The 26,161-nt window shown below is 71.3% G+C and carries 21 protein-coding genes; 11 read left to right on the top strand and 10 right to left on the bottom strand.

Annotated elements, in window-relative coordinates:
- Nucleotides 1-164 precede the first annotated feature (164 nt).
- Nucleotides 165-1,214, bottom strand: coding sequence for a hemolysin family protein (locus D7I47_RS11065; protein WP_120763105.1), 1,050 nt, complete (start codon nucleotides 1,212-1,214; stop codon nucleotides 165-167).
- Complete coding sequence (locus D7I47_RS11060) at nucleotides 1,211-2,533, bottom strand: hemolysin family protein (protein ID WP_193726434.1); 1,323 nt, start codon at nucleotides 2,531-2,533, stop codon at nucleotides 1,211-1,213. Before D7I47_RS11060 ends, D7I47_RS11065 begins: the two co-directional genes overlap by 4 nt.
- A gap of 310 nt (nucleotides 2,534-2,843) precedes the next feature.
- On the opposite strand from D7I47_RS11060, the gene D7I47_RS11055 reads away from it, so the two are divergent.
- Entirely contained in the window at nucleotides 2,844-3,902 is a 1,059-nt protein-coding gene (locus tag D7I47_RS11055; RefSeq protein WP_120763103.1) for a hypothetical protein, read from the top strand.
- Between the two features lie 31 nt (nucleotides 3,903-3,933).
- Here D7I47_RS11055 and guaB1 read toward each other — a convergent pair whose 3' ends face one another.
- Complete coding sequence (gene guaB1, locus D7I47_RS11050) at nucleotides 3,934-5,373, bottom strand: GMP reductase (protein ID WP_120763102.1); 1,440 nt, start codon at nucleotides 5,371-5,373, stop codon at nucleotides 3,934-3,936.
- Between the two features lie 157 nt (nucleotides 5,374-5,530).
- Between guaB1 and D7I47_RS11045 the strand changes: the two genes are divergently transcribed.
- Nucleotides 5,531-9,364 (top strand): multifunctional oxoglutarate decarboxylase/oxoglutarate dehydrogenase thiamine pyrophosphate-binding subunit/dihydrolipoyllysine-residue succinyltransferase subunit, encoded by a 3,834-nt coding sequence (locus D7I47_RS11045; RefSeq protein WP_120763101.1) that lies wholly within the window; start codon nucleotides 5,531-5,533, stop codon nucleotides 9,362-9,364.
- Nucleotides 9,365-9,511: 147 nt separating this feature from the next.
- Here D7I47_RS11045 and D7I47_RS11040 read toward each other — a convergent pair whose 3' ends face one another.
- The gene (locus D7I47_RS11040; RefSeq protein WP_120763100.1) at nucleotides 9,512-9,739 is read right to left on the bottom strand and encodes a zf-HC2 domain-containing protein; all 228 of its coding nucleotides are present in this window, start codon (nucleotides 9,737-9,739) and stop codon (nucleotides 9,512-9,514) included.
- Complete coding sequence (locus D7I47_RS11035; RefSeq protein ID WP_227000981.1) at nucleotides 9,736-10,353, bottom strand: sigma-70 family RNA polymerase sigma factor; 618 nt, start codon at nucleotides 10,351-10,353, stop codon at nucleotides 9,736-9,738. The genes D7I47_RS11040 and D7I47_RS11035 overlap by 4 nt, the downstream gene beginning before the upstream one ends.
- Before the next feature lie 109 nt (nucleotides 10,354-10,462).
- On the opposite strand from D7I47_RS11035, the gene aroA reads away from it, so the two are divergent.
- From aroA to D7I47_RS11005, 6 genes are all read left to right on the top strand, one after another.
- Nucleotides 10,463-11,905, top strand: coding sequence for a 3-phosphoshikimate 1-carboxyvinyltransferase (gene aroA / locus D7I47_RS11030; RefSeq protein ID WP_120763099.1), 1,443 nt, complete (start codon nucleotides 10,463-10,465; stop codon nucleotides 11,903-11,905).
- 22 nt (nucleotides 11,906-11,927) lie between these two features.
- Nucleotides 11,928-12,968, top strand: a complete 1,041-nt coding sequence (gene rsgA, locus D7I47_RS11025) for a ribosome small subunit-dependent GTPase A (protein ID WP_120763098.1) — start codon at nucleotides 11,928-11,930, stop codon at nucleotides 12,966-12,968.
- A gap of 9 nt (nucleotides 12,969-12,977) precedes the next feature.
- The gene (locus tag D7I47_RS11020; RefSeq protein WP_120763097.1) at nucleotides 12,978-13,775 is read left to right on the top strand and encodes an inositol monophosphatase family protein; all 798 of its coding nucleotides are present in this window, start codon (nucleotides 12,978-12,980) and stop codon (nucleotides 13,773-13,775) included.
- 231 nt (nucleotides 13,776-14,006) lie between these two features.
- A complete protein-coding gene (locus D7I47_RS11015) occupies nucleotides 14,007-15,053 on the top strand; it encodes a sugar ABC transporter substrate-binding protein (protein WP_227000637.1) in 1,047 nt (348 codons plus the stop codon).
- Nucleotides 15,054-15,179: 126 nt separating this feature from the next.
- Nucleotides 15,180-15,932: an ATP-binding cassette domain-containing protein gene (locus D7I47_RS11010; RefSeq protein WP_120763095.1), complete on the top strand. Its 753-nt coding sequence runs from the start codon at nucleotides 15,180-15,182 to the stop codon at nucleotides 15,930-15,932.
- Complete coding sequence (locus D7I47_RS11005; RefSeq protein WP_120763094.1) at nucleotides 15,929-17,245, top strand: sugar ABC transporter permease; 1,317 nt, start codon at nucleotides 15,929-15,931, stop codon at nucleotides 17,243-17,245. The genes D7I47_RS11010 and D7I47_RS11005 overlap by 4 nt, the downstream gene beginning before the upstream one ends.
- Before the next feature lie 99 nt (nucleotides 17,246-17,344).
- On the opposite strand, the gene D7I47_RS11000 is transcribed toward D7I47_RS11005, so the two are convergent.
- The 5 genes from D7I47_RS11000 to D7I47_RS10980 form a co-directional block, all read right to left on the bottom strand.
- Nucleotides 17,345-18,454 (bottom strand): bifunctional 2-methylcitrate synthase/citrate synthase, encoded by a 1,110-nt coding sequence (locus tag D7I47_RS11000; protein ID WP_120763093.1) that lies wholly within the window; start codon nucleotides 18,452-18,454, stop codon nucleotides 17,345-17,347.
- A 1-nt stretch (nucleotide 18,455) separates the two neighbouring features.
- Nucleotides 18,456-19,364: a methylisocitrate lyase gene (prpB, locus tag D7I47_RS10995; protein WP_120763092.1), complete on the bottom strand. Its 909-nt coding sequence runs from the start codon at nucleotides 19,362-19,364 to the stop codon at nucleotides 18,456-18,458.
- Nucleotides 19,364-20,878 carry an MmgE/PrpD family protein gene (locus D7I47_RS10990; protein ID WP_120763091.1) on the bottom strand — a complete coding sequence of 505 codons (1,515 nt, stop codon included), beginning with the start codon at nucleotides 20,876-20,878 and terminating at the stop codon, nucleotides 19,364-19,366. The genes prpB and D7I47_RS10990 overlap by 1 nt, the downstream gene beginning before the upstream one ends.
- Entirely contained in the window at nucleotides 20,875-21,534 is a 660-nt protein-coding gene (locus D7I47_RS10985; RefSeq protein ID WP_120763939.1) for a GntR family transcriptional regulator, read from the bottom strand. The genes D7I47_RS10990 and D7I47_RS10985 overlap by 4 nt, the downstream gene beginning before the upstream one ends.
- Nucleotides 21,535-21,734: 200 nt before the next feature.
- Nucleotides 21,735-22,307 (bottom strand): NADPH-dependent F420 reductase, encoded by a 573-nt coding sequence (locus tag D7I47_RS10980; protein ID WP_120763090.1) that lies wholly within the window; start codon nucleotides 22,305-22,307, stop codon nucleotides 21,735-21,737.
- Nucleotides 22,308-22,392: 85 nt separating this feature from the next.
- Between D7I47_RS10980 and D7I47_RS10975 the strand changes: the two genes are divergently transcribed.
- From D7I47_RS10975 to D7I47_RS10965, 3 genes are all read left to right on the top strand, one after another.
- Nucleotides 22,393-22,890 carry a MarR family winged helix-turn-helix transcriptional regulator gene (locus D7I47_RS10975; RefSeq protein WP_120763089.1) on the top strand — a complete coding sequence of 166 codons (498 nt, stop codon included), beginning with the start codon at nucleotides 22,393-22,395 and terminating at the stop codon, nucleotides 22,888-22,890.
- A gap of 72 nt (nucleotides 22,891-22,962) precedes the next feature.
- Nucleotides 22,963-24,720 carry a helicase HerA-like domain-containing protein gene (locus D7I47_RS10970; RefSeq protein WP_120763088.1) on the top strand — a complete coding sequence of 586 codons (1,758 nt, stop codon included), beginning with the start codon at nucleotides 22,963-22,965 and terminating at the stop codon, nucleotides 24,718-24,720.
- A gap of 13 nt (nucleotides 24,721-24,733) precedes the next feature.
- Complete coding sequence (locus D7I47_RS10965; protein ID WP_120763087.1) at nucleotides 24,734-26,134, top strand: M15 family metallopeptidase; 1,401 nt, start codon at nucleotides 24,734-24,736, stop codon at nucleotides 26,132-26,134.
- The last annotated feature ends 27 nt before the right edge of the window (nucleotides 26,135-26,161 follow it).

The following is a 26,161-nucleotide window of genomic DNA, read 5'->3' as shown; positions in this document are numbered from 1 at the left end:
AAAGTAGGGGCAGCCTCCGACGGCGGTTGCGAGACGGGTCCACCCGTGAAGGAGCCCCCTCGACTATCTGACGGTCAGCTACGACTGCGCGCATAGAGGGCATGAGCTTCCAGGCCGCGTCCCCGCCTGCCAGAGGCGGATGCGGGCCGGGGGAAGCGGGCGGTTCAGCCCGGGTTGCGACGGGTCGCGTCCTGCACCTCTCCGACGAGCTCCTCGATGATGTCCTCGAGGAAGAGCACGCCGCGGGTGGCTCCGTTCTGGTCGAACACGCGCGCCACGTGGCTGCCGGCGCGGCGGAGGGTCGCGAGGGCGTCCTCGAGCTCCATCCCGCGATAGAGCGAGATGAGCTGGCGGATGCGCTTGGGCGGCACCGGCTCGGTGTACTCGTCGTCGTCGAGGTCGATGACGTCCTTCAGGTGCACGTACCCGGTCGGCTCGCCGGCCTCGTCGACGAGCACGTAGCGGCTGAAGCCGTGCTGGGCGACCGCGCGGTCGACGTCCGCGGGGGCGGCGTCCTCGGGCAGGGTGACGAGCTCGTCCATGCCGACCGCGACATCCTTCACCTTCTTGGTCGTGAACTCGAAGGCATTGCTGAGGGTGCCGGTGGTGTCGGTGAGCACGCCCTCGCGCGTGGAGGTGCGCACGATGAGCTCGACCTCCTCGACCGTGAAGGCGCTCGTGGCCTCGTTCTTCGGCTGCACCCGGAACAGCAGCAGCACACCGTTGGCGGTCGCGTTGAGGGCCCGGATGATGGGGCGGAACACGGTGGCGACGGCGACCAGCGGGGTGGCGAGCAGCAGCACGGAGCGGTCGGGCACCGAGAAGGAGATGTTCTTCGGCACCATCTCGCCGAACACCACGTGCAGGAACGACACGAGCACGAGGGTGACGATGAACGAGACCGTGCCGATGACCTCCTCGGGCCATCCGGTGAGCCCGAACGGCACCTCGAGCAGGTGGTGGATGGCCGGCTCGGAGACGTTGAGGATGAGCAGCGAGCAGACGGTGATGCCGAGCTGGCTCGTCGCGAGCATGAGGGTCGCGTGCTCCATGGCCCAGAGCGCGGTGCGGGCGGCGCGCGATCCGGCCTCCGCCCGCGGCTCGATCTGGGAGCGGCGCGCGGAGATGACGGCGAACTCGGCGCCGACGAAGAAGGCGTTCACCGCGAGCAGGATGAACAGCCACGCGATGCCCCACCAGTCGGAGCCGCTCATGCCTCGGCCCCCTCGTCGGTCTCGACGGGGCGCGGCGTGAACCGCAGCCGGTCGATGCGGCGGCCGTCCATCCGTTCGACGCGGAAGGTGCCGGCGTCGATGTCGACGGTGTCGCCGGCGGCGGGGATGCGACCGAGCTCGCTCATGATCCAGCCGGCGACGGTCTCGTAGGGGCCGTCGTCGGGCACGGTCACACCCGCGCGCTCGAGCAGTTCGTCGGGCCGGAGCGCGCCGGGGAAGGTGAGCCAGTCGCGACTGCGCACGACGCCGGCGAGCGAGCGGTCGTGCTCGTCGGAGACCTCGCCGACGAGCTCCTCGACGAGGTCTTCGAGGGTGGCGACGCCCGCGGTGCCGCCGTATTCGTCGACGACGACGGCGAGCTGGTAGCTGCGCGCGCGCAGTTCGCCGAGCAGCACATCCAGTCTCATCGTCTCGGGCACCCGCAGCGCCTCGGTCTGCAGCGCGGAGACGGGAACGGATGCGCGCCGATCGCGCGGCACGGCGACCGCCTGCTTGACGTGCACGACGCCGACGATGTCGTCGACGTCGTCCTCGACGACGGGGAAGCGCGAGTAGCCGGTGCGGCGGGCGAGCTCGACCACCGTCTCGGCGGTGTCGGTGCGTTCGACGGATGCGAGCCGCGGGCGCGGCGTCATGACGTCGGCCGCGGTGTGCTCGGAGAAGGCGAGGGTGCGCGCGAGCAGGGTCGCGGTGTCGCGGTCGAGGGCGCCCTCGCTCGCGGAACGGCGCACGAGGCTCTTCAGCTCGTCGGCGGTGCGGGCCGAGCTCAGCTCCTCCTTCGGCTCGATGCCGATGCCGCGGAGCACGGCGTTGGCGGTGCCGTTGAGCAGGGCGACGAACGGCCGGAAGACGGCGGTGAACACCACCTGGAAGGGGATGACGACCTTCGCCGTCTGACGCGGCAGCGCCATCGCGAAGTTCTTCGGCACGAGTTCGCCGATGATCATCGACAGCAGCGTGGCGACCGACACCGCGACGATGGTCGCGACGACGCGCGAGGTGGCCGCCCCGAGGCCCCAGGCGTCGAACAGGGGGCGCAGCCATCCGCTGAACGCGGGTTCGAGGGTGAAGCCGGCGAGCAGGGTCGTGAGGGTGATGCCGAGCTGCGCGGAGGAGAGGTGGGTCGAGGTGACCTTGAGCGCCCCGATCGTGGGGCCGAGCATCGTCTCGCCCTTGGACTGGCGGTCCTCGAGCTCGTGCCGGTCGAGGTTGACGAGCGCGAACTCGCTCGCGACGAAGAAGCCGGTGCCGACCGTGAGGACGAGGCCCGCGATGAACATCCACCATTCGGTGGTCATCGCGCATCACCCCCTGCGGCGGCCACCGGCGTGGGATTGTGGTCTGGCTCTGACGTCGAAGACGGAGGGTCACCCATGATCGGCCAGCCTAGCGGCCCGCCCGCCCCCGCGCCTGGGCGATCGCCCGAAGCCCCGACCGTTGTTGTCAAACGCTGCAGCGCTTGCCCTCGCGCGCCAGACAATGCCGCCGCGCGGCGTCAAGAGATGGCGCGCGACGTGCCCTCCTCCCCAACCCGGACTCAGGGTCGCGTATCCACGGATGGCGGCATCCGCCCTCCGCCGGCCTCGGCGTGCGCGTGACGCTACAGCGATGAACACACGACTCCACCGCATCACCCGCCCCGAAGCGCTCGACCAGGGCTTCACGGACCGTCAGGTCGCCGCGCTCATCCGCCTCAAGCAACTCCATCGCGTCCGCCCCGGCGAGTACGCGCTCCCCGAGGAATGGACGACCGCGGAACCCCACGAGCGGCACCGAGAACTGGTGCTGCGCACGTCCGAGAGGGTCGCCGAGCCGCAGGTGTACTCGCACCTCGCCGCCGCCGCGCTCTGGGGGATCCGCATCCTCGGCACGTGGCCGACGCGCGTCGATGTGCTCGTTCCCCGATCCTCCGGCGGCCGATCGAGCGGACGACTCCGCCGTCATGCGATCGGCTACGACGACCGCGACGTGGTCGAGCTCGACGGCATCCTCGTGACCTCCCCCGCCCAAACCGTGGTGGATCTCGCCCGCATGCTGCCGTTCATGGATGCGGTGGTCGCCGCGGATTCGGCTCTCGGCACCGCGTTCGGTCGCGCGCCGCTGACGACCCTCGACGAGATCTCCAAGATCGTCCGCGCGGCGGGTCGGGGCCGCGGCGTTGCGCGGGCACGCGCGGCACTCGCCTTCGCCGACCGCCGGGCCGAAGCTCCCCCCGAGACGGTCTCGCGCGTGGGGGCGACGGTTCTCGGGTTTCCTCCGCCCGAACCGCAGAAGGAGTTCGCGACCGCAAGCGGGCGACGGCGCGTGGACCTGTGGTGGGGAGCCTTCGGACGGGTGGGCGAGAGCGACGGGCGGGCGAAGTACACCGATCCGGCCCTCCTTCGCGGCCGCTCCCCCGATGAGGTGTTCCGTCGCGAGAAGCAGCGCGACCGTGAGCTGCTCGCCCTGCCCGAGGTCGACGGCATCACCCACTGGGAACCTGCCGAGTTGTACTCTCCCGCGAAGTTCTACGACATCCTGCGCGCAGCGGGTCTTCCGACCAGGCTGCCCCGTCCACGCTTCACGAGCTGGTCATCCCCTGACGTGGCGCTCGCGGCCGCGCGCCTCCGGCCGAGCGACGCGCGCCAGTCTTCGGCAAGTGGCGCTACACATCCCTACCGCGGGTGACCAAGCGCTGCAGCGTTTGACAAGAAGACCGTCACCACGAGACGGGGAGGGCCTTGCCCTCCTCGTAGCCGGCGGCCGACTGGAAGCCGACGACGGCGCGCTCGTGGAACTCGGCGAGGGATGCCGCGCCCGCGTAGGTGAAGGAGCTGCGCACACCCGAGGTGATCATGTCGAGCAGGTCCTCGAGCGAGGGGCGCAGCGGGTCGAGGTAGATCTTCGAGCTCGAGATGCCCTCCGCGAACAGCTCCTTGCGCGCCAGTTCGTAGGGGTCGAGCCGCCCGAAGCGCTCCTGCACGGCCTTCGTGGAGGCCATGCCCCAGCTCTCCTTGTAGAGCTTGCCCTGCGCATCCGTCTCGAGCAGGCCGGGCGCCTCGATGGTGCCGGCGAACCACGAGCCGACCATGACGGATGCCGCCCCCGCGGCGAGCGCGAGCGCGACATCGCGCGGGTAGCGCACGCCGCCGTCCGCCCACACGTGGGCGCCGAGCGCGCGAGCCGCCTCGGCGGTCTCGAGCACGGCCGAGAACTGCGGCCGCCCGACGGCGGTCATCATGCGCGTCGTGCACATGGCGCCCGGGCCGACACCGACCTTGAGGATGTCCGCCCCCGCCTCGACGAGGTCACGCACGCCCTCGGCGGTGACGACGTTGCCCGCCGCGATCGGGATGCCGAGGCCGAGCCCGGCGACGGTGCGCAGCGCCGCGAGCATGCCCTCCTGGTGTCCGTGGGCGGTGTCGACGACGAGCACGTCGACCCCCGCGTCGGCGAGCGCGCGCGCCTTCGACGCAACGTCGCCGTTGATGCCGACGGCCGCGGCCACCCGCAGACGTCCGTCGGCGTCGAGCGCGGGTGCGTAGAGCGTCGACCGCAGCGCGCTGCGGCGCGTGACCGCGCCGACGAGGTGGCCGTGGTGCCGCACGAGCGCGACGTCGAGGCCGGCCTCGACGAGCAGGTCGAAGGCGGCGCGCGGTCCGGTCAGGTCGTCGGCGTCGAGGGAGGCCACGGTGCCGTGCACGAGGTCGCCGAGTCGCGCATCCGGGAGGGCCGTGCCGAGCCGCGCGGCGGGCACCGATCCGGCCTCGGAGCCGTCCTCGGCGCGCAGCACGATGACGCCCGCCGAGATCGCCGGCACCACGCGCCGCGCCTCGAGCACGGTCGTGTGCGCGGGCAGCTCGACGGGGGCGTCCCAGCCGACCGGCTGCGCCTTCACCCAGCGGATCGCCGCATCCAGCTCCTGCAGCGGCAGGTCCTGCGGCAGCACCCCCAGTCCGCCGCGCCGCGCGAGGGTCGCCGCGAGGCGCGGGCCGGTGACGGAGTTCATGTTCGCGGACACGATCGGGATGGTCGCACCGGTGCCGTCGGTGGGCGCCAGATCGACCGAGAGCCGGCTCGTCACCCCCGAGCGGCTGGGCACGAGGAACACGTCGGAGTAGGTCAGATCGTGGGCCGGAACCTGTCCCGTGAATCGCATACCCTCACGCTACGCGTTCGCAGCCTTCTGTTTTGCTGGATCGTGCCGCCGGGAGTCCGCATCCGGCGGGTACCCGGGTTAGGCTTGACGTCGGTGTGACCAGCGGGGATCACCCGGATCCCTGGCATCGGCGAGTAGTGAGAGTGGGCGGTCGGCTGTGTCCAACCCCGTCACAGGTGTGACACCCGAGGAGAACGCCTCGGGAGAGTTCGGAGCCAACGAATGGCTCGTCGACGAGATGTACGAGCGGTACCTCGTCGACAAGGAGTCGGTCGACCGCAGCTGGTGGCCGATCCTCGAGTCGTACCGCCCGGTCGACGACCCGACACCCACCCAGGTGCTGCCGGTCGTGACCCCGGATGCGGCGCCCGCCGCGGCCGCGCCCACGCCCGAGCCCACGCCGGCGGCAGCACCCGAGCCGGCCGCAGCGGCGGCACCCGCGCCCGCCCCGGCGGCGACGCCCGCGCCCGAGCCGGCCCCCGCATCCGAGGCCGCTCCCCCGACGACCCCCATCGCGCGCACCACCTCGGCACCCGCGAAGCCGCAGCCGATCCCGGCCGAGGCTCCGACGACCGCCTCGACGCCCGTCGTGCCCGCGACGACCGAGCCCGAGGAGTCGGTCACCGTGCTCAAGGGCATGTCGAAGACCCTCGCCGCGAACATGGACCAGAGCCTCACCGTGCCGACCGCCACGAGTGTGCGCACCGTGCCGGCGAAGCTCATGATCGACAACCGCATCGTCATCAACAACCACCTGCGCCGCGCGCGCGGCGGCAAGGTGTCGTTCACGCACCTCATCGCGTGGGCCATGGTGAAGACGCTCAAGGAGTTCCCCAGCCAGAACGTGTTCTACCGCGAGGACGACGGCAAGCCCACCGTCGTCGCCCCCGCCCACGTGACGCTCGGCATCGCGATCGACCTCCCGAAGCCCGACGGCACCCGCTCGCTGCTCGTGCCGGGCATCAAGCGCGCCGACACCATGAACTTCGCCGAGTTCCTCACCGCCTACGAGGATGTCGTGGCGCGTGCCCGGGCGAACAAGCTCACGGCCGCCGACTTCCAGGGCGTGACGATCTCGCTCACCAACCCCGGCGGCATCGGCACCGAGCACTCCGTGCCCCGGCTCATGCGCGGGCAGGGCTGCATCATCGGCGCGGGCGCCCTCGAGTACCCGGCCGCGTTCCAGGGCGCGAGCCCGAAGACGCTCGTCGAGCTCGGCATCGGCAAGACCATCACGCTCACGAGCACCTACGACCACCGCGTCATCCAGGGCGCCGGTTCGGGCGAGTTCCTCAAGAAGGTGCACGAGCTGCTCATCGGCGAGCGCGGCTTCTACAGCGACATCTTCGCGGCGCTGCGCATCCCCTACGACCCGATCCACTGGGCCGAGGACATCAACGTCGACCTCTCGGAGCGCATCTCCAAGACGAGCCGCGTGCAGGAGCTCATCAACTCGTTCCGCGTGCGCGGCCACCTCATGGCCGACGTCGACCCGCTCGAGTACCGCCAGCGCTCGCACCCCGACCTCGACATCGCGAGCCACGGCCTCACCTTCTGGGACCTCGACCGCGAGTTCGTGACGGGCGGCTTCGGCGGCAAGCGCCAGTCGCTCCTCCGCGACATCCTCGGCGTGCTGCGCGACTCCTACTGCCGCACCGTGGGCATCGAGTACATGCACATCCAGGACCCCGAGCAGCGCGCCTGGTTCCAGGAGCGGCTCGAGCAGAAGTACGAGAAGCCCTCGCACGACGAGCAGCTGCGCATCATGGGCAAGCTCAACGAGGCCGAGGCCTTCGAGACCTTCCTGCAGACCAAGTACGTGGGCCAGAAGCGCTTCAGCCTCGAGGGAGGCGAGTCGACGATCGCCCTGCTCGACGAGATCCTGCAGGGTGCGGCGGAGGCGGGCCTCGACGAGGTCGCCATCGGCATGGCCCACCGCGGGCGGCTCAACGTGCTCACCAACATCGCGGGAAAGACCTACGGTCAGGTGTTCCGCGAGTTCGAGGGCACCCAGGACCCGAAGTCGGTGCAGGGCTCGGGAGACGTCAAGTACCACCTCGGCACCGAGGGCACCTTCACCGCGATGAGCGGCAAGGAGGTTCCGGTGTACCTCGCCGCGAACCCCTCGCACCTCGAGGCCGTCAACGGCGTGCTCGAGGGCATCGTGCGCGCCAAGCAGGACCGCACGGGCGACGGCCAGTTCGGCACCCTGCCGATCCTCGTGCACGGGGACGCCTCGATGGCGGGCCAGGGCGTCGTGGTCGAGACGCTGCAGATGTCGCAGCTTCGCGCCTACAAGACGGGCGGCACGATCCACCTCGTCATCAACAACCAGGTCGGCTTCACGACGACGCCGCAGGATGCGCGCAGCTCGGTGTACTCGACGGATGTCGCGAAGACCATCCAGGCACCGATCTTCCACGTGAACGGCGACGACCCAGAGGCGGTGGTGCGCGTCGCGGAGCACGCCTTCGCCTACCGCCAGAAGTTCAAGCGCGACGTCGTCATCGACCTCGTCTGCTACCGCCGTCGCGGGCACAACGAGGGCGACGACCCGTCGATGACGCAGCCGCTCATGTACAACCTCATCGAGGCCAAGCGCAGCGTCCGCACCCTCTACACGGAGGCCCTCGTCGGTCGCGGCGACATCACGCCGGAGGAGTTCGAGGAGGCGCAGAAGGACTTCCAGGAGCGCCTGGAGCGGGCTTTCGCGGAGACCCACGCGGCGCAGACCGGATCCATCCCGGTCATCGCGCACGACCAGAGCCCCGTGGCGGACCTCGAGCGCCCCGTCGCGCAGCAGCGCGAGGACTCCGGCGCGGGCGAGCCGGCGTCGACGGCCGTCGACCTCGGCGTCGTCGAGCTCATCGGCGACGCGCACGACAACCCACCCGCCGGCTTCACGGTGCACCCGAAGCTGCAGCAGCTGCTCAAGAAGCGCTTCGACATGAGCCGCAACGGCTCGATCGACTGGGGCTTCGGCGAGCTCATCGCGCTCGGCTCGCTGCTGCTCGAGGGCACCCCGGTGCGCCTCGTCGGCCAGGACGCCCGCCGCGGCACCTTCGTGTCGCGCCACGCGGTGTTCCACGACCGCGAGAACGGCCAGGAGTGGCTGCCGCTCGGCAACCTCGCCGACAACCAGGCCCGGCTCGCGATCTACGACTCGCTGCTGTCGGAGTACGCGGCGCTCGCCTTCGAGTACGGCTACTCCGTCGAGCGGCCGGATGCGCTGGTGCTGTGGGAGGCGCAGTTCGGCGACTTCGCGAACGGCGCCCAGACGGTCATCGACGAGTTCATCTCGAGCGCCGAGCAGAAGTGGGGCCAGCGCTCCGGCGTCGTCATGCTGCTGCCGCACGGCTACGAGGGCCAGGGCCCCGACCACTCCTCGGCCCGCATCGAGCGCTACCTGCAGCTCGCGGCGGAGAACAACATGACGATCGCGCGCCCCTCGACGCCGGCGTCGTACTTCCACCTGCTGCGGCGCCAGGCGTACGCGCGCCCGCGGCGTCCGCTCATCGTCTTCACGCCGAAGTCGATGCTGCGCCTGCGCGGTGCCACGAGCGAGGTGGCCGACTTCACGCAGGGCCGCTTCGAGCCCGTCATCGACGACGCCCGCATCCAGGACCCGTCGACGGTGAAGCGCGTGCTGCTGCACTCCGGCAAGATCCACTACGACCTGCTGAACGAGGTCGAGAAGCGCGGCGACGCGGGAGCGTTCGCGCTCGTGCGGCTCGAGCAGTACTACCCGCTGCCGACCGAGCAGCTGCTGCCGATCCTCGAGCGCTACCCGGATGCCGAGGTCATGTGGGTGCAGGACGAGCCGGCCAACCAGGGCGCCTGGCCGTTCCTGGCGATCGAGCTGGCACCGCTGCTCGGCGACCGTCAGCTGCTGGTCTCCTCGCGCGCGGCATCCGCCTCGCCCGCGACGGGCTCCTCGAAGCGCAGCGCGGCCGAGCAGACGGCGCTCATCGCGGCGGCGCTGGAGCTGTAGCCGGCGAGAGGCCACCACGGAGAGAGGACGCCCCGTCGAGGGGCGTCCTCTCTGGTCTCGATACACCGCGCTGCGCGCGGCACTCGACCAGCGGGCCGGCGAGCGTAGCGGGGGTGCGGATCCGCTCCCCCGCGGAGCGGGGTGAGGCTAGCTGTCGAGGGAGGCGAGGATCGAGGCCCGCAGCTCCTCGGGGGCCTTCTCCTGGCAGGCGCGCTGCACCTTCTGGGTGAGCGTCAGCCCCACGAGGTGCTCGCCGGAGCAGTCCTCGCAGCCGTCGAGGTGCTCCTGGATGTCGACGAGGTCCTGCTCGGAGAGCTCCCGGTGCAGGAACTCCTCGAGCTCGGCCTTCGCCTTCTCGCAGCCGCAGTCGGTCATCTCGTGCTCCCGGAGGGTGTGTCCGCGGCGGTGTACCCACGCTCGCGGGCGTAGTCGGCGAGGCGCTCGCGCAGCAGGCGGCGTCCGCGGTGGAGTCGGCTCATGACGGTGCCGACGGGGGTCTTCATGATGTCGGCGATCTCCTGGTAGGAGAAGCCCTCGACGTCGGCCAGGTAGACGGCGAGGCGGAAGTCCTCGGGGATCGACTGCAGCGCCTCCTTGACGTCGCTGTCGGGGAGGTGGTCGATCGCCTCGGCCTCGGCCGAGCGGGTGGTGCGCCCCTGGGTGAGGGACTCCGCGGAGCCCAGCTGCCAGTCCTCGAGCTCGTCGATCGCGCCCTGGTACGGCGTGCGCTGGTTCTTGCGGTAGCTGTTGATGTAGGTGTTGGTGAGGATGCGGTAGAGCCACGCCTTGAGGTTTGTGCCCTGCTCGAATCCGCGGAACGCCGCGAACGCCTTCGCGTAGGTCTCCTGCACGAGGTCTCCCGCATCCGCCGGGTTGCGCGTCATGCGCATGGCGGCCGCGTAGAGCTGGTCCATGAACGGGATCGCCTGCTCGGCGAACAGCCCCCGCAGCTCGTCGGGGGTGGGCTCGGTGCGTGCGCTGTCAGCCATCGCGGTCGAGTCTATGCCGAGCATCGCCGTGAGCTCGGCCGTCGTCGGCACGTCCAGCACCAGCACCTCGACTCCTTCCCGCCCTCACGGGCACTACCCTTGACAACCGATGGGCGTTCTCAGGTATTCCGGTCGCGACGAGCTGATCCCCGAGCTTCCGGGCCGTGCGGAGGATCCCTTCGTGCTGCCGGGCGACGCGCTCGCTCCCGCGATCGCGGATGGCCCGTGGGTCGCGCCGCTCGCCGACGGCCCGCTCGCCGCGCACCTGACCCTCCCGGGCTCCAAGAGCCTCACCAACCGCGAGCTCGTGCTCGCGGCGCTCGCCGACGGTCCGTCCACGATCCGGCGGCCCCTGCACTCGCGCGACACCGCGCTCATGATCGAGGGCCTGCGGAATCTGGGCGTGGGCATCGTCGAGGTCCCGGGCGACGGCGAGTTCGGGCCGGACCTGCGGATCACCCCGGGCGAGCTGCTCGGTTCGAGCATCGACGGCGGCCTCGCCGGCACGGTCATGCGCTTCCTGCCGATCGTCGCGGCGCTCGCCCTCGGCCCGACGAGCGTCGACGGCGACCCGTACGCGCGCAAGCGCCCCATGAACGTCACGATCGAGGCGCTGCGCGGCCTCGGCGTCGAGGTGAGCGACGACGGCCGCGGCACGATGCCGTTCACGGTGCACGGCACGGGCGCCGTGCGCGGCGGTGAGCTCGCGATCGACGCCTCCGCCTCGAGCCAGTTCGTCTCCGGTCTGCTGCTCGCGGCGCCGCGCTTCGCGGAGGGGCTGACGTTGCGCCACACGGGCGAGCGGCTGCCGAGCCTCCCCCACATCCGCATGACGATCGCGTGCCTCGCCGCGCGTGGGGTCACCGTCGAGGAGCCGGAGCCCGGCGTCTGGGTCGTGGCACCGCAGCCGATCCGCGCGGTCGACGTGACGATCGAGCCCGACCTCTCGAACGCGGGCCCCTTCCTCGCCGCGGCCCTGCTCGCGGGCGGCACGGTGACGATCGGCGGTTGGCCGGCGGAGACCACGCAGGTGGGCGACGAGTTCCTGCGCATCCTGCCGCGGCTCGGCGCGACCGTCACGGTCGACGGGGATGCGGTGACGGTCGACGGCGGCGCGGGGGTCCGCGCGGGCGGCACGGTCACCGCGACCGACATCGACCTCGCGATCGGGGGCGAGCTCGCCCCCACCGTGGCGACGCTGCTCGCCTTCGCCGACGGTCCGAGCACGGTGACCGGCATCGGCCACCTGCGCGGTCACGAGACCGACCGCCTCGCGGCGCTCGCGGCCGAGCTCGGACGACTCGGCGGCGAGGTCGTCGAGCTCGACGAGGGGCTCGAGATCCACCCGCGCCCGCTGCACGGCGGCGCCTGGGAGGCCTACGCCGACCACCGGATGGCCACCTCCGGTGCGCTCGCGGGCCTCGTCGTGCCGGGCGTCACGGTCGACGACATCGGCACCACGGCGAAGACGCTGCCCGAGTTCCCGGAGCTCTGGGGGCGGATGCTGGGGCGCTCGGCGCAGGGCACGCACTGGGAGTCGCTGCCCCTGTGAGGCAGACGGTGGGGCCGTCCCGGTGAGCTGGCTGAGCGACGACGACGAGGAGCCGGAGGGCTTCGACGCGTGGGACGAGACGGATGTGCGCATCCGTCCGAACCCGAAGGGCAACCGGCCCCGCACCAAGATCCGCCCGAGTCACGACGACGCCGTCGACGGGCGCGTGCTCTCGGTCGACCGCGGCCGCTACACGGTGCTCGTCGACGAGGATGCGGCCGACGAGCGCACCGCGACCGCGACACGCGCCCGCGAGCTGCGCGACGTGGCGATCGTGACGGGCGACCGGGTCGACCTCGTGGGCGACGCCACGGGCGAGGCGGGCACCCTCGCCCGCATCGTGCGGGTGCAGCCGCGCACGACGCTGCTGCGCCGCAGCGCCGACGACACGGATGCCGTGGAGCGGGTCATCGTCGCGAACGCCGACCAGCTGCTCATCGTGGTGGCGGCTGCGAACCCCGAGCCGCGCCCGCGGCTCGTCGACCGCTACCTCGTCGCTGCGTACGACGCCGGCATCCACCCGCTCATGGTGATCACGAAGACCGACCTGGCCGATCCGGAGCCGTTCCTCGCCAACTTCGCGGGGCTCGACATCCCCGTGGTGCGCAGCGCCCGCGACGCCTGGCCGGTCGCCGAGCTCGCCCCGCTGCTCGCGGGGCACACGACCGTCGCGGTCGGCCACTCCGGGGTGGGCAAGTCGACGCTCGTCAACGCGCTCGTGCCGGGCACCGACCGTGCCACCGGCGTCGTCAACGCGGTCACCGGCCGCGGCCGCCACACCTCCTCGTCGACCGTGTCGCTGCGGGTGCCGACGGGCGGCTGGATCATCGACACCCCCGGCGTGCGCTCCTTCGGGCTCGGGCACGTCGACCCGGCCAACATCCTGCGCGGCTTCCCCGACCTCGACGCCGTCGCCGAGGACTGCCCCCGCGGCTGCACCCACCTCGCCGACGCGCCCGACTGCGCGCTCGACGAGGCCGTCGCCGACGGGCGAGTCGACCCGGCCCGCGTCGACTCGCTGCGCCGCCTGCTCGCGAGCATCGGCCCCGAGGCGCTTCGCTAGGCTCGGAGCGTGAGCGACTCCCCCGACTACACCGTCGCCGACGACCTCGCGGTCGCGCTGACCCTCGCCGCCGAGGCCGACCTCATCGCGATGGACCGCTATCGCTCGCAGGATCTCGGCATCCAGCTCAAGGCCGACAAGTCGATCGTCACCGACGCCGACACGCGCGTCGAGCGGATGATCCGCGACCACCTCGCCGAGGCGCGCCCGCACGACGCGGTGCTCGGCGAGGAGTTCGGCGATGCGGGCTCCTCCCACCGCCGCTGGATCGTCGACCCCATCGACGGCACGAGCAACTTCGCGCGCGGTGTGCCGATCTGGGGGGCGCTCATCGCGCTCGTCGTGGACGAGGTGCCCGTCGTGGGCGTCGTGAGCGCCCCCGCTCTCGGGCGCCGCTGGTGGGGCGCGACCGGGCACGGCGCCTGGGTGCAGGAGCACGGCGGCGAGCCGCGGCGCATCCGGGTGAGCGCGGTCGACGCCCTCGAGGACGCGACCCTGAGCTACAACAACCTGCAGACGTGGGACCAGTACGGTCACCTCGACCACCTCGTCGCCCTCTCGAGATCGGTGGGCCGCACGCGCGCCTTCGGCGACCTGTGGTCGTACATGCTGCTCGCGGAGGGCGCGATCGACGTCGCGGGCGAGTTCGACGTGAAGCCGTGGGACATCGCGGCCCTCGTGCCGGTCGTAACGGAGGCGGGCGGTCGCGTGACGAGCGCGAGCGGCAGCTCCTCGTTGTCGGAGCTGAGCGTGATCGCGAGCAACGGCGTGCTTCACGACGCGGTACTGACGCGCCTCCGGGGCTAATCCTTCACATCGTGAACTGAACTCAACACGTCGGCTCGGCGCGTTAGGCCGTCCACTTCCGCCGAAAAGCTGCGCTGTTACCGAATAGTTACCGAATTTCAGCCGCGCCAGGTATCTTCAAGTCTTGAAGTCAGTGCACAATCACACTGCCGCTGTTCAATGCCGAGAGCGGCACTCGAGGAAGTTCCCCCTCACACCAATGAGAAAGGGAGTGACGTGAAGAAGTCATCGATGATTTCGCTCGCAGCACTCGCCGGTGCATCCGCACTGGTTCTGGCCGGATGTTCCACCCCGTCGGGCGACGGAGGCAACGAGGGAGGCACCGCCTCCACGCGCGCCTGCGTCATCCTCCCCGACACCGAGTCGTCGGACCGCTGGGAGAACGGTGACCGTCCCGCGCTCGAGAAGGCGTTCACCGACGCCGGCTTCGAGGCCGACATCCAGAACGCCCAGGGCTCGACCGACAAGATGGCGACCATCGCCGACCAGCAGCTCTCCAAGGGCTGCGGCGTGATGCTCGTCGTCGACTACCAGGGTGCCGGCGTCGCCGTCACCGAGAAGGCCAAGGCCGAGGGCATCCCGGTCATCGCCTACGACCGCCCGATCTCGGGTGCCGACTACTACGTCTCGTTCGACAACGAGAAGGTCGGCGAGCTCGAGGGCCAGTCGGTCGTCGACGGCCTCGAGGCCGCCGGCAAGGACCCGGCCACCGCGATCGTCGTCTACATGGGCGGCGACCCGTCCGACGGCAACGCGGCCATGTTCCACGACGGCGCCGTGAAGGTCATGGAGGCCGCGGGCATCAAGCCGGCCGCCGAGCCCACCGGCGTCTGGGACACCGAGAAGTCGGCTGACAACTTCGAGCAGGCGCTCACCTCGCTCGGCGGCAAGGTCGACGCGGTCTGGTCCGCGAACGACGCCAACGCCGCCGGCGTGATCTCGATCCTCGACAAGAACGGCCTCACCGTTCCCGTCTCGGGTCAGGACGCCTCGGTCGCGGGTCTGCAGAACGTGCTCCTCGGCAAGCAGACCGCCACGGTCTACAAGCCGTTCCAGCTCGAGGCCAAGGCTGCTTCCGACCTCGCGATCGCGCTGCTCAACGGCGAGACCCCGACGGCCGACAAGAAGCTCGACGACGGCACCCCGTACATCGCGGTCACCCCGGTCCTCGTCGGACCGAGTGACGTGCAGTCGGTGATCGACGACGGCAACGCGAAGGCGTCGGAGCTCTGCACCGGCGACGTCGCCGCCAAGTGCGACGAGTACGGCGTCAAGTAACACCCGCGAGGAGGGGCCTCGCGTCGGGAGAGATTCCACGGCGCGGGGCCCTTCCCACGACGGAACCCACCTCGAGTGGGAACATGACATCACGGGACGAGGACGTCCCAGAAAGGAGGGGGCCCCGTGGATGCGCCCCTCATCGAACTCTCTGACATCGTCAAGAGCTTCGGCCCGGTGAGCGTGCTCAAGGGTGTGAACCTCAAGGCCTACGCCGGCAAGGTCACCGCCCTCGTGGGCGACAACGGCGCCGGCAAGTCGACCCTCATCAAGGGCCTCGCGGGCGTGCAGCCCTACGACGGCGGTGAGGTGCGCTTCGAGGGCGAGGTCGTGCACCTGCACACGCCGCGTGACGCCTCCCACCTCGGCATCGAGGTCGTGTACCAGGACCTCGCGCTCTGCGACAACCTCGACATCGTGCAGAACATGTTCCTCGGCCGCGAGGAGACCGCCGGTCTCACCTTCGACGAGGGGCAGATGGAGCGCGAGGCGAGCGAGACGCTGCGCTCCCTCTCGGTGCGCACCGTCAAGTCGGTGCGCCAGAAGGTCTCCTCCCTCTCGGGCGGCCAGCGCCAGACCGTCGCCATCGCGCGATCCGTGCTCAAGAAGGCCAAGCTCGTCATCCTCGACGAACCGACCGCCGCCCTCGGCGTCGCCCAGACCGAGCAGGTGCTCAACCTGGTGCGGCGACTCGCCGACCAGGGCGTCGCCGTCATCATCATCAGCCACAACCTGCAGGACGTATTCAAGGTCGCCGACTTCATCAACGTGCTCTACCTCGGCACGATGGTCGCCGCCATCCCGACGAGCGAGACCACGAGCGACGACGTCGTGGGCTACATCACCGGCAGCAAGACCTACGACGGAGTCAACGCATGACCACCACCCCCGGCACCCCGCATCCCTCCCCCACCGACACGACAAGCCTCCCCGCCGAGGGCGGCTTCATCGGCAGCGGCCAGGAGGGCGGGATCCTCGACCAGGTGCGCGCGTACATCCAGCGCGTGCGCCACGGCGACATGGGCGCCCTGCCCGCCATCGGCGGACTGTTCGTGCTCGTGATCCTGTTCACGATCCTCAGCGAGGCGATGCTCGGCCAGCAGTACTTCCTCACCGAGCGCAACTTCGCGAACCTGCTCACCCAGGCCGCGTCGCTCGTGATGCTCGCGATGGCGCTCGTGTTCGTGATCCTCCTCGGCGAGATCGACCTCTCGGCCGGTGTCACCTCGGGCGTCGCGCTCTCGGCCTTCGTCGTGCTGACCAAGCCCGACGGCATCAACATGAACTGGATCCTGGCGCTCGTCATCGCGCTCGCCGTGGGTCTCGTGATCGGTGCCTTCATCGGCTTCTTCGTGGCGCGGGTGGGTATCCCCTCGTTCGTCGTGACGCTGGGTCTGTTCATCGGCCTGCAGGGCGTGACCCTCATCCTGCTCGGCGCGGGCGGCGTCTTCCGCATCCAGATCCCCGAGTTCCTCGCGATCCAGAACGCCAACCTGCCGATCTGGGCGGGCTGGACGATGCTCGCGGTCATCCTGCTGATCTCCTTCGCGACCTCGATGTGGGACCGGTACCTGCGCAACCGCGCCGGGGTGCCCAACCGCACCTTCGCGCTCGTGATCGCCAAGCTCGCCGTCATCGCGGTGATCGGCGGCTTCGTGATCGCGGTGCTGAGCGACAACCGCTCCTCGAGCATCAAGGTCATCGAGGGCGTGCCGATCGTCGTGCCGATCGTGCTCGCGATCCTCTGGATCGGCACCTTCGTGCTCGACCGCACCAAGTTCGGCCGCTACATCTACGCGATCGGCGGCAACGCCGAGGCGGCGCGGCGCTCCGGCATCAAGGTCATCACGATCCGCTGGCTCGCCTTCGTCGTGTGTTCGCTGCTCGCGGTCGTCGCGGGCGTGTTCAGCGCGAGCAAGGTCGGCTCGGTCAACGCCGGATTCGGCACCGACACGGTGCTGAGCGGCGTCGCGGCGGCCGTCGTCGGCGGCGTGAGCCTCTTCGGCGGACGCGGGCGTCTCATCCACGCCGCGATCGGCGCGCTCGTGATCGCCGTCATCGCGAACGGGCTCGGCCTGCTGAACCTGCCCGCGGGCGTCAACTACATCGTGACCGGCAGCGTGCTCGTGCTCGCGGCGACCGTCGACGCGGTCTCCCGGGTGCGGGCGGGCGGCTCGCTCATGCGCACCTGACGCATCCGTTCTCGGGTCAAACGCTGCAGCGCTTGCCCCGCCGCGCCGGCAATACCGGGCGCGCGCGGGCAAGCGCTGCAGCGTTTGACCAACCGGGGCTCAGAGGTGGCGCTCCTCGGGGCCGACGTACTCCGAGAGCGGTCGGATGAGGGCGTTGGCCGCCGCCTGCTCGCGGATGTGCGCGGTCCACCCGGTGACGCGGCTCGCCACGAACAGCGGGGTGAAGAGCTCCGTGTCGAAGCCGATCAGGTGGTACGCGGGCCCCGAGGGGTAGTCGAGGTTCGGCTTGATGCCCTTGCGCGCGTCCATCGCCTGCTCGAGCGCCGTGTAGAGCTCGCCGAGGTCGGCGCGGTCGTACTCGACGAGAAGGGTGTCGAGCGACGCCTTCATGGTCGGCACGCGCGAGTCGCCGTTCTTGTAGACGCGGTGTCCGAAGCCCATGATCTTGCGCTTCTCGGCGAGGGCCGCATCCAGCCAGCCCTCGGCCCGGTCGGCGAAGACGATCTCGTCGAACATGTGCATGACGGCCTCGTTCGCCCCGCCGTGCAGCGGCCCCTTGAGGGCGCCGATCGCCGCGGTGACGGCCGAGTACAGGTCGGCGAGGGTCGAGGTCACGACGCGCGCCGTGAAGGTCGAGGCGTTGAAGGAGTGCTCGGCGTACAGGATCATCGAGACGTCGAAGGCGGTGACGACCACCAGATCCGGCACCTCGCCGAAGGTCATGTGCAGGAAGTTCGCCGAGTAGCCGAGGTCGTCACGCGGCTCGACGAGCTCCTCGTCGCGCAGGCGCCGCTGCGTGTAGGCCACGATCGCGGGCAGCTGGGCCCACAGCCGCTTCGCCTGGTCGAGCTGGGCCTCGGGGCTCGGGTCGGCGACGCTCGGGTCGGCCGCACCGTACGCCGAGACGGCGGTGCGCACGACATCCATCGGATGCGCGTCCAGCGGCAGCAGGTCGATCGCGTGCTTCGCGACGTGGCTCAGCTCGCGGTGCGCGCGCTCGAAGGTCTGCAGCTCCTCGAGCTGCACCGGCGTCGGCAGCTCCCCGTGCCACAGCAGGTAGGCCACCTCCTCGAAGGTGCAGTTCGCGGCGAGCTCCTGGACGGGGTAGCCGCGGTAGAGCAGCGAGTTCGTCTCGGGGTTGACCTTCGAGATCGCGGTCACGTCGACGACGACGCCCGCGAGCCCCTTCTTGATGTCGGCCTCTGCCATGTCAGCTCCTGTTGTTGGTCAGATCGAAGGTGTAGACGCCCGCGTCGAACTCCGAGTACCCGGCGTAGTCGACCAGCTCGTACAGCCTCGCACGGGTCTGCATCTCGGGCACCCGGCTCGTGAGGCTGCCCTCGGCGAGGATCGTGTCGAGTCCGCGCTCGGCGGCGCCCATGGCGAGCCGCAGCAGGCTCACCGGGAAGATGACGATGTTCACGCCCACGTCGGCGAGCTGCTGCGTCGTGTAGAGGTCGGACTTGCCGAACTCAGTCATGTTGGCGAGGATCGGCACGTCGACCGCCTCGCGGATGGCGGCGAACTCGGCGAGGTCGGCCATCGCCTCCGGGAAGATCGCGTCGGCGCCCGCATCCACGAGCTTCTTCGCGCGGTCCTTCGCCGCCTCGAGCCCCTCGATGCCGCGGATGTCGGTGCGCGCCATGACGAGGAAGTCGGGGTCGCGACGCGCCTCGACGGCGGCCCGGATGCGCTTGAGCGCGGTCGCCTCGTCGACGACCGCCTTGCCGTCGAGGTGGCCGCAGCGCTTGGGGTTGACCTGGTCCTCGAGGTGCATGCCGGAGATCCCGGCGTCCTCGAGGATCTGCACCGTGCGGGCGACGTTCATCGGCTCGCCGAAGCCGGTGTCGGCGTCGATGAGGGTCGGCAGCTCGGTCACGCGCGCGATCTGGCCGCCACGCCCGGCGACCTCGGTGAGCGTCGTCAGGCCGATGTCCGGCAGCCCGAGGTCGGCCGAGAGCACGGCGCCCGAGATGTAGACGCCCTCGAAGCCCTTGTCCTCGATGAGCTTCGCCGAGAGCGGGTTGAACGCGCCCGGCATCCGCACGAGCTCGCCCGAGGCGAGTCGCGCGCGGAGCCCCTGGCGCTTGGCGGATGCGGTGAGCTTCGCGTGCAGCATCAGAACAGTCCTTCCGGAGGGGTCGGCAGGCCGCTCGCCACGACGTTGAGCCGGGCGACCTCGGCCGCGGTGAGCTCGGGCAGGCGCTCGGCGAGGCCGAGGAAGCGCTCGATCTCGGCGTCCGCGAGCACACCCGTGGCGAGGGTGCGGAACTTCTTCACGTAGTCGGCGCGGGCGAAGGGGCGGGCGCCCAGCGGGTGCGCGTCGGCGACGGCGATCTCCTCGACGATGCGGGAGCCGTCGGCGAGCTCGATCTCGACGCGGCCGCCGAAGGCCTTCTCGGCCGGATCCTCCGAGTGGTAGCGGCGCGTCCACTCGGCGTCCTCGGCGGTCGTGACCTTGTGCCAGAGCGCGACGGTGTCGGGGCGGCCGGCGCGCTCGGGGGCGTAGGAGCCCACGTGATCCCAGGCGCCGTCCTGCAGGGCGACGGTGAAGATGTACGGGATCGAGTGGTCGAGGGTCTCGCGGCTCGCCGTGGGGTCGTACTTCTGCGGGTCACCCGAGCCCGAGCCGATCACGTAGTGCGTGTGGTGGCTCGTGTGCAGCACGACCTGGCGCACGGCATCCGGGTTGCGCAGTTCCGGGTGCTCGAGGCCGAGGCGCCGGGCGAGGTCGATCCAGGCCTGCGCCTGGTACTCGGCCGAGTGCTCCTTCGTGTAGCTGTCGAGGATGGCGCGCTTCGGCTCGCCCCACTCGGGCAGCGGCACCTCGTAGCGACCGTCCGGGCCGTCGAGCAGCCAGGCGATGACGCCGTCCTCGCCCTCCCAGATGGGAGCGGGCGAGGTCTGCCCGCGCATCGCGCGGTCGATCGCCTCGACGGCCATCTTGCCGGCGAAGGCGGGGGCGTGCGCCTTCCAGGTGGAGATCTGGCCCTTGCGCGACTGGCGGGTCGCCGTGGTCGTGTGGAGCGCCTGGCCGATCGCCTGGTAGATGGTCTCCGGGGCGAGGCCGAGGAGGGTGCCGATGCCGGCGGCGGCCGAGGGGCCGAGGTGGGCGACGTGGTCGATCTTGTGCTTGTGCAGGCTGATGGCGCGCACGAGGTCCATCTGGATCTCGTAGCCGGTCGCGATGCCGCGCACGAGGGCCGCCCCGTCGGCACCGGTGTGCTGGGCGACCGCGAGGATCGGCGGGATGTTGTCGCCCGGGTGGGAGTACTCGGCGGCGAGGAAGGTGTCGTGGTAGTCGAGCTCGCGCACGGCGACCCCGTTCGCCCAGGCGGCCCACTCGGGGTCGTGGACGCCCTCGACGCCGAAGACGGCGGATCCCGCGCGGCCCGGGCGCGCATCCGCCTGCGGACGCGACTGCGCCTGCCCGCGGGCCGCGACGACGGGGCCGCGGGAGAGCGAGGCGACCGCGACGGAGGCGTTGTCGATGACGCGGTTGACGATCATCTCGGCCACCTCGGACTCGACCGCGACGGGGTCGGCGGCGACCTGGGCGACCTTCCAGGCGAGCTCCTCCTCGCGCGGGAGGTGCTCGTCGCTGCGGTGGGTGCGGACGGTGTGGAGCTTCATCGGCTCTCCTTCGTGTGCGAGGCGGTGGCCTCGAGGATGTGGTTCAGGCTCGCGTGCAGGTGCACGGCGGTCGCATGGCGGGCGAGGTCGGGGGCGCCGTCGCGGATCGCCTCGGCGATGAGGCGGTGCTCGGCCGCGGCGCTCTCGAGCCGCGCGGGGTCGTCCTGCGCGAGGCGGCGGATGCGCGTGAGGTGGGTGCGCACGCCGCGCAGCGCGCCTACGAGCGCGGGGTTGGCGATGCTCGCGTCGATCGCGGCGTCGAAGCGGCCGACGAGGCCGTAGTAGGCCTCGAGCTCACGGCGTCGTGCGAGCTCGGCGGCATCCGCGAACTCGCGCGCGAGCGCGGCGAAGACCTCGGGGTCGCGGCGTTCGGCGGCGAGCGCCGCGGCGGCGGTCTCGAGCGCGACGCGCAGTTCGAACAGGCCCCGCACATCCGAGACGTCGGCGGAGGACACCACGAGGCCGCGGCCCGACTGCGCCTCGACGAGCCCCTCGGCCGACAGCCGCGACAGCGCCTCGCGCAGGGGGGTGCGCGAGACGCCGAGCCGGGCGGCCTGCTCGACCTCGCCGAGCACGGTTCCGGGCGCGAGGCGCCACTGCAGGATCTCCTCCCGCAGCACCTCGTAGGCACGGTCGCTCGCGCGTCCGCTGGGCATGCTCACAGGTTCAATGTATACATTGAACCCCGGTTACGCTACGGAATAGCCCCAGAAGGCCCCGCTTGTATACAAGCGGGGCCTTCTGTGTGTCCGTCTCCCCACCGGAGAAATGCAGGAGATCCGCCGCGGCGACGGGCCGCATACCCGTGGATCCGGGTCACCGCCGGGGAGCCTCCTGCATTTCTGGAGGTGAGGGGTTACTTGACGAGGGCGAAACCGGCGGTCCAGGCGGTCTTCTCGGCCACGGCGAGCGTGAGCTGCAGGAAGCCGAGCGCCTCGAGCTCGCGGGCGCGCTTGAGCGATCCGGCATCCTCGCCGCGGAGTCCGGCCGCGCGCACCACGGCGAGCAGGGCGTCCTTCGAGGCCTGGTCGTCGCCCGCGACGAGCACCGTCGTCGGCTGGTCGCCGACGGCGCCCGAGGCGAGGGTCGCGGCGAAGTTCGTGTTGAAGGCCTTCACGACGTGCGAGGCCGGGAGCTTCGCGGCGATGACGGCGGCGGCCGAGGAGTCGGCGGGAACGACGAGGTCGTCGAAGGTCGAGAAGTCGAGCGGGTTGGTGATGTCGACCACGGTCTTGCCCGCGAGCTGCGCGCCGTACTGCGCGATCACCTCGTCGACGGCCGGGTACGGCAGCGCCAGCACGACGATGTCGCCCGTGAGCGCCTGGTCGGAGCCGCGTCCGACGAGCTGCACCTCCGCGCCGCCCTTCGCCGCGATGCCGGCGATGGCGCCGCCCATGTTGCCGGTGCCGATGATGCTGATCGAGGTCATGTCCCGACCTTCCTTCCGATTGGTTGTTGCGTCAACGATATGCCCAACATGGTTGTCTCTGCAACCATTCCCGTAGGATGTCGTCATGACCCGACTCGTGCCCCGCCTCGACGCCGAGGAGTCCGCGGCGTGGATCTCGCTCGTCGCGCTCCTCGAGCTGCTGCCGAGCGCACTCGACTCCCAGCTGCAGCGCGACTCCGACCTCACCCACTTCGAGTTCGCCGTGCTCTCGGTGCTGCGCTTCTCGAAGGACGGACCCATCCGGATGAGCGAGCTCGCGGCCGGCACCTACGCGACCCTCCCCCGCCTCTCGCACGTGGTGACGCGCCTCGAGCGCCGCGGCCTCGTCGAGCGCACCCCGTGCGCCGAGGACCGCCGCGCGACCAACGTCGGCCTCACCGACGAGGGCCGCCGTGCCCTCGTGCGGGCGACCTCCGGCCACATCGACCTCGTGCGCCGCGTCGTCATCGACTCCCTCAGCCGCGAGCAGCTCGCCCAGCTCACCGACATCGCCGGAACGATCGACCGCGCCCTCGACCCCGACCAGCGCTTCGCCTCCCTCTTCGACGCGCCCTCCTCCTGAGCTTCGCCGTGAGGTCGCCGCTCCCGCCACGCCAGGTTCTCGTGGAGGCGCGAGGGTTCTAGGCTCATGCGCATGACGGATGGTGACGACGCGGTCGCAGCCGCGCGGAAGGCTCTCGAAGACGCGCAGGCCGCGCTCGCGCAGGCGGAGGCCGCGGCGAAGGCGGCCGAGGCCGCGCCGGCACCCGCGGCGGAACCGGCACCCGCGGCATCCGCACCGGGCGGGCCGCTCGACGCGGCGGCCGTCGACGCGATCCGGGCGGGCTACGCCTTCGATGCACCCGCGCTCGAGATGGGGGCGCTCGTCAACGGCGACGCGCGCGCCGACGTGCCCATCCGCATCCCGCTGTCGATGGTCAACCGCCACGGGCTCGTCGCGGGCGCCACCGGAACCGGCAAGACGAAGACCCTGCAGGTGCTCGCCGAGCAGCTGAGCTCGGCGGGCGTGCCCGTGTTCGCGGCCGACATCAAGGGCGACCTCTCGGGCATCGCCTCCCCCGGCACGCCGAGCGAGAAGCTGCTCGCCCGCACCGCCGGCCTCGGCCAGCAGTGGACCGCCCACCCCTCGCCGACCGCGCTCTACGCGCTCGGCGGCGACGGCATCGGCGTGCCGATCCGCGCGAGCGTCGAGGGCTTCGGCTCGGTCATGCTCAGCAAGGTGCTCGGCCTCAACGAGACCCAGGAGTCGAGCCTCGGCCTCGTGTTCCACTACGCGAAGGAGCAGCAGCTGCCCCTCGTGACGCTCGACGACCTGCGCGCGGTGCTGCAGTACCTCACGAGCCCCGAGGGCAAGGCCGAGCTCGAGAACCTCGGCGGGCTCTCGAAGGCGACCGCGGGCGTCATCCTGCGCGAGCTCGTCGCCTTCGCCGAGCAGGGCGCGGATGTGTTCTTCGGCCTGCCGCAGATCGACACGGCCGACTTCTTCCGCACGGAGCTCGGGCCGGACGGCGTCACGCGCGGCGTCGTCAGCCTGCTCGAGGTGCGCAGCCAGCTCGGTCGCCCCGAGCTGTTCTCGACGTTCCTCATGTGGCTGCTCACGCAGCTGTACGCGTCGCTGCCCGAGGTGGGCGACGTCGACAAGCCCAAGCTCGTGTTCTTCTTCGACGAGGCGCACCTGCTGTTCGCGGATGCGAGCGACGACTTCCTGAGCATCGTCACCCAGACCGTGCGCCTCATCCGCTCGCGCGGGGTCGGCATCTTCTTCGTGACCCAGACCCCGAAGGACGTGCCGGGCGACGTGCTCGCCCAGCTCGGCAGCCGCGTGCAGCACCAGCTGCGCGCCCACACGCCCGACGACGCGAAGGCCCTCAAGTCGACCGTGTCGACCTACCCGAACTCGGCCTACGAGCTCGGCGAGGTGCTCACGACCCTCGCGATCGGCGAGGCGATCGTGACCGTCATGAACGAGAAGGGGGCGCCGACGCCCGTCGCCTGGACGCGGCTGCGCGCACCCGAGGGGTCGATGGATCCGACCCCGGATGCGACGCTGCAGGCCGCGGTCGCCGCGTCGCCGCTGTCGGCGAAGTACGCGGGGGCCGAGACGAAGGGCGCGGCCGCCGTGCTCGCCGAGCGGGCCGCCGCGGCCGGCCAGGCGGCCGGCGCGACGGATGCGGCCGCCGGCGCGGCATCCGGGGCGACGGCCGCCGAGATCGCCCGCGCGCAGAAGAAGGCCGAGCAGGAGGCCGCGCGCGAGAAGAAGCGCCTCGAGCAGGAGGCGGCCCGCGAGGCGCGCGAGCGCAAGAAGCAGGCCGACCGCATCCAGAAGGAGGTCGTCTCGGGCGGCCTGCGCATCGCACGCGACGTGATCAACGGACTGTTCCGCAAGCGGTAGCCTCGATGCGGCCATGACCGCACCCGACATCCGCCCCCTGGCACCCGAGCCGACGCCCGACGCGGCCGTCGACGCGCCCGCGTCGCGCCCTCGGCGCGCACGCGCACGGCGCCCCCGCCGCCGTACCGTGCTGCTCGTCGCGGGTGTCGCCGCGGTGCTCGTGGCGGCCGGGATCGTGGCGGCGCTGCTCGTGAGCGCCCACCTCGCCCGGCAGGACGCCCTCGCGGAGCTCGCCACCGCCCGCGCCGACGCGAGAGCCGCCTCGGCCGGGCTGAACCTCGCCCAGCAGCAGCGCATCGACGCCGTCGAGAAGCTCGAGGCGCTGCTCGGCCACGCGGATGCGGTCACCGCGATCACCGGGACGGGCATCGACCCCGCCGCGACCGAGCAGCTCGCCGCCGCGCGCGCGGCGATCGCGGTGCCCGAGGTGGATGCCTCGCCGGTCGAGCCGGCCGGCTCCCTCCCCCTCGACGAGGCCGACACCGCGCAGCTGCGGGCCTATGCGACGGCGCAACACGACTACGCCGACCGCCTCGACGGACGCGCCGAGGCCGAGCGCTCCGCCGCCACGCAGGCGACCGCGGACGCCGACACGCTCACCGCGGCGTTCACCGTGTTCGCCGAGGCGACCGTCGAGGAGGGCGACGCCCTGCTCGGCGAACGCGCGGATGCGGCCGACGACGCGAAGGCGGCGCTCGAGGCCGCGGGCGACGCGCTCACGGCATCCGCACCCGACGCCCTCGCGGCGGCGCTCGCCGCCTACCGCGCGGCGGTGGATGCGGTCGTGACCTCGTCCGACGCGGCCCGCACCCCTGCGAGCGGGCACATCGGCACGGGCGTCGACGACCCCACCTCGCTCACCGTGGTCGTCAACAAGCGGCGCGCCCTGCCCGCGAACTACGCCCCGAACGACCTGCGCCGACCCGCGGGGGTCGGCAACGCCCTGCCCCTCCGCGCGGTCGCGGCGAGCGCCGCCGAGCGGATGGCGGCCGACATGGCCGCGGTCGGCATCCAGCTGCGCATGTCGAGCGGCTACCGCAGCTACAGCCGCCAGCAGACCATCTACAACGGCTTCGTCGCCCGCGAGGGCGTGGCCGGAGCGGACGAGCACTCGGCGCGTCCCGGGTTCTCCGAGCACCAGACCGGTCTCGCGGCCGACTTCGACGACGGCGCCGGCTGCAACCTCAACGTGTGCTTCCGTGACACCGCGGGCGGGCGCTGGCTCGCCGAGAACGCGTGGAAGTACGGCTTCATCCTGCGCTACGGCGACGGCTGGCAGCCGACCGTCGGCTACCGCTTCGAGCCCTGGCACTACCGGTACGTCGGCGAGACGGTGGCCGCCGACATGCACGAGCGCGGCATCACGACCCTCGAGGACTACTTCGGCTTGGGGGCGGCGCCCGACTACGGGTGAGGCTCGACGCGTCGCGCTGCTTAGGTT

This window comes from Protaetiibacter intestinalis, assembly GCF_003627075.1.
Lineage (GTDB): Bacteria > Actinomycetota > Actinomycetes > Actinomycetales > Microbacteriaceae > Homoserinibacter > Homoserinibacter intestinalis.
The sequence above is the reverse complement of the archived record's forward strand: the minus strand, read 5'-3'. Positions and strand labels throughout refer to the sequence as shown.

Excerpts from the sequence above, each read along its gene's own strand:
- D7I47_RS11065 (WP_120763105.1), bottom strand. The coding sequence starts at position 1,214 with ATGAGCGGCTCCGACTGGTGGGGCATCGCGTGGCTGTTCATCCTGCTC.
- D7I47_RS11060 (WP_193726434.1), bottom strand. The coding sequence starts at position 2,533 with ATGACCACCGAATGGTGGATGTTCATCGCGGGCCTCGTCCTCACGGTC.
- D7I47_RS11055 (WP_120763103.1), top strand. The coding sequence starts at position 2,844 with ATGAACACACGACTCCACCGCATCACCCGCCCCGAAGCGCTCGACCAG.
- guaB1 (WP_120763102.1), bottom strand. The coding sequence starts at position 5,373 with ATGCGATTCACGGGACAGGTTCCGGCCCACGATCTGACCTACTCCGAC.
- D7I47_RS11040 (WP_120763100.1), bottom strand. The coding sequence starts at position 9,739 with ATGACCGACTGCGGCTGCGAGAAGGCGAAGGCCGAGCTCGAGGAGTTC.
- D7I47_RS11035 (WP_227000981.1), bottom strand. The coding sequence starts at position 10,353 with ATGGCTGACAGCGCACGCACCGAGCCCACCCCCGACGAGCTGCGGGGG.
- aroA (WP_120763099.1), top strand. The coding sequence starts at position 10,463 with ATGGGCGTTCTCAGGTATTCCGGTCGCGACGAGCTGATCCCCGAGCTT.
- D7I47_RS11015 (WP_227000637.1), top strand. The coding sequence starts at position 14,007 with ATGATTTCGCTCGCAGCACTCGCCGGTGCATCCGCACTGGTTCTGGCC.
- D7I47_RS11005 (WP_120763094.1), top strand. The coding sequence starts at position 15,929 with ATGACCACCACCCCCGGCACCCCGCATCCCTCCCCCACCGACACGACA.
- D7I47_RS11000 (WP_120763093.1), bottom strand. The coding sequence starts at position 18,454 with ATGGCAGAGGCCGACATCAAGAAGGGGCTCGCGGGCGTCGTCGTCGAC.
- prpB (WP_120763092.1), bottom strand. The coding sequence starts at position 19,364 with ATGCTGCACGCGAAGCTCACCGCATCCGCCAAGCGCCAGGGGCTCCGC.
- D7I47_RS10990 (WP_120763091.1), bottom strand. The coding sequence starts at position 20,878 with ATGAAGCTCCACACCGTCCGCACCCACCGCAGCGACGAGCACCTCCCG.
- D7I47_RS10985 (WP_120763939.1), bottom strand. The coding sequence starts at position 21,534 with ATGCCCAGCGGACGCGCGAGCGACCGTGCCTACGAGGTGCTGCGGGAG.
- D7I47_RS10980 (WP_120763090.1), bottom strand. The coding sequence starts at position 22,307 with ATGACCTCGATCAGCATCATCGGCACCGGCAACATGGGCGGCGCCATC.
- D7I47_RS10975 (WP_120763089.1), top strand. The coding sequence starts at position 22,393 with ATGACCCGACTCGTGCCCCGCCTCGACGCCGAGGAGTCCGCGGCGTGG.
- D7I47_RS10970 (WP_120763088.1), top strand. The coding sequence starts at position 22,963 with ATGACGGATGGTGACGACGCGGTCGCAGCCGCGCGGAAGGCTCTCGAA.
- D7I47_RS10965 (WP_120763087.1), top strand. The coding sequence starts at position 24,734 with ATGACCGCACCCGACATCCGCCCCCTGGCACCCGAGCCGACGCCCGAC.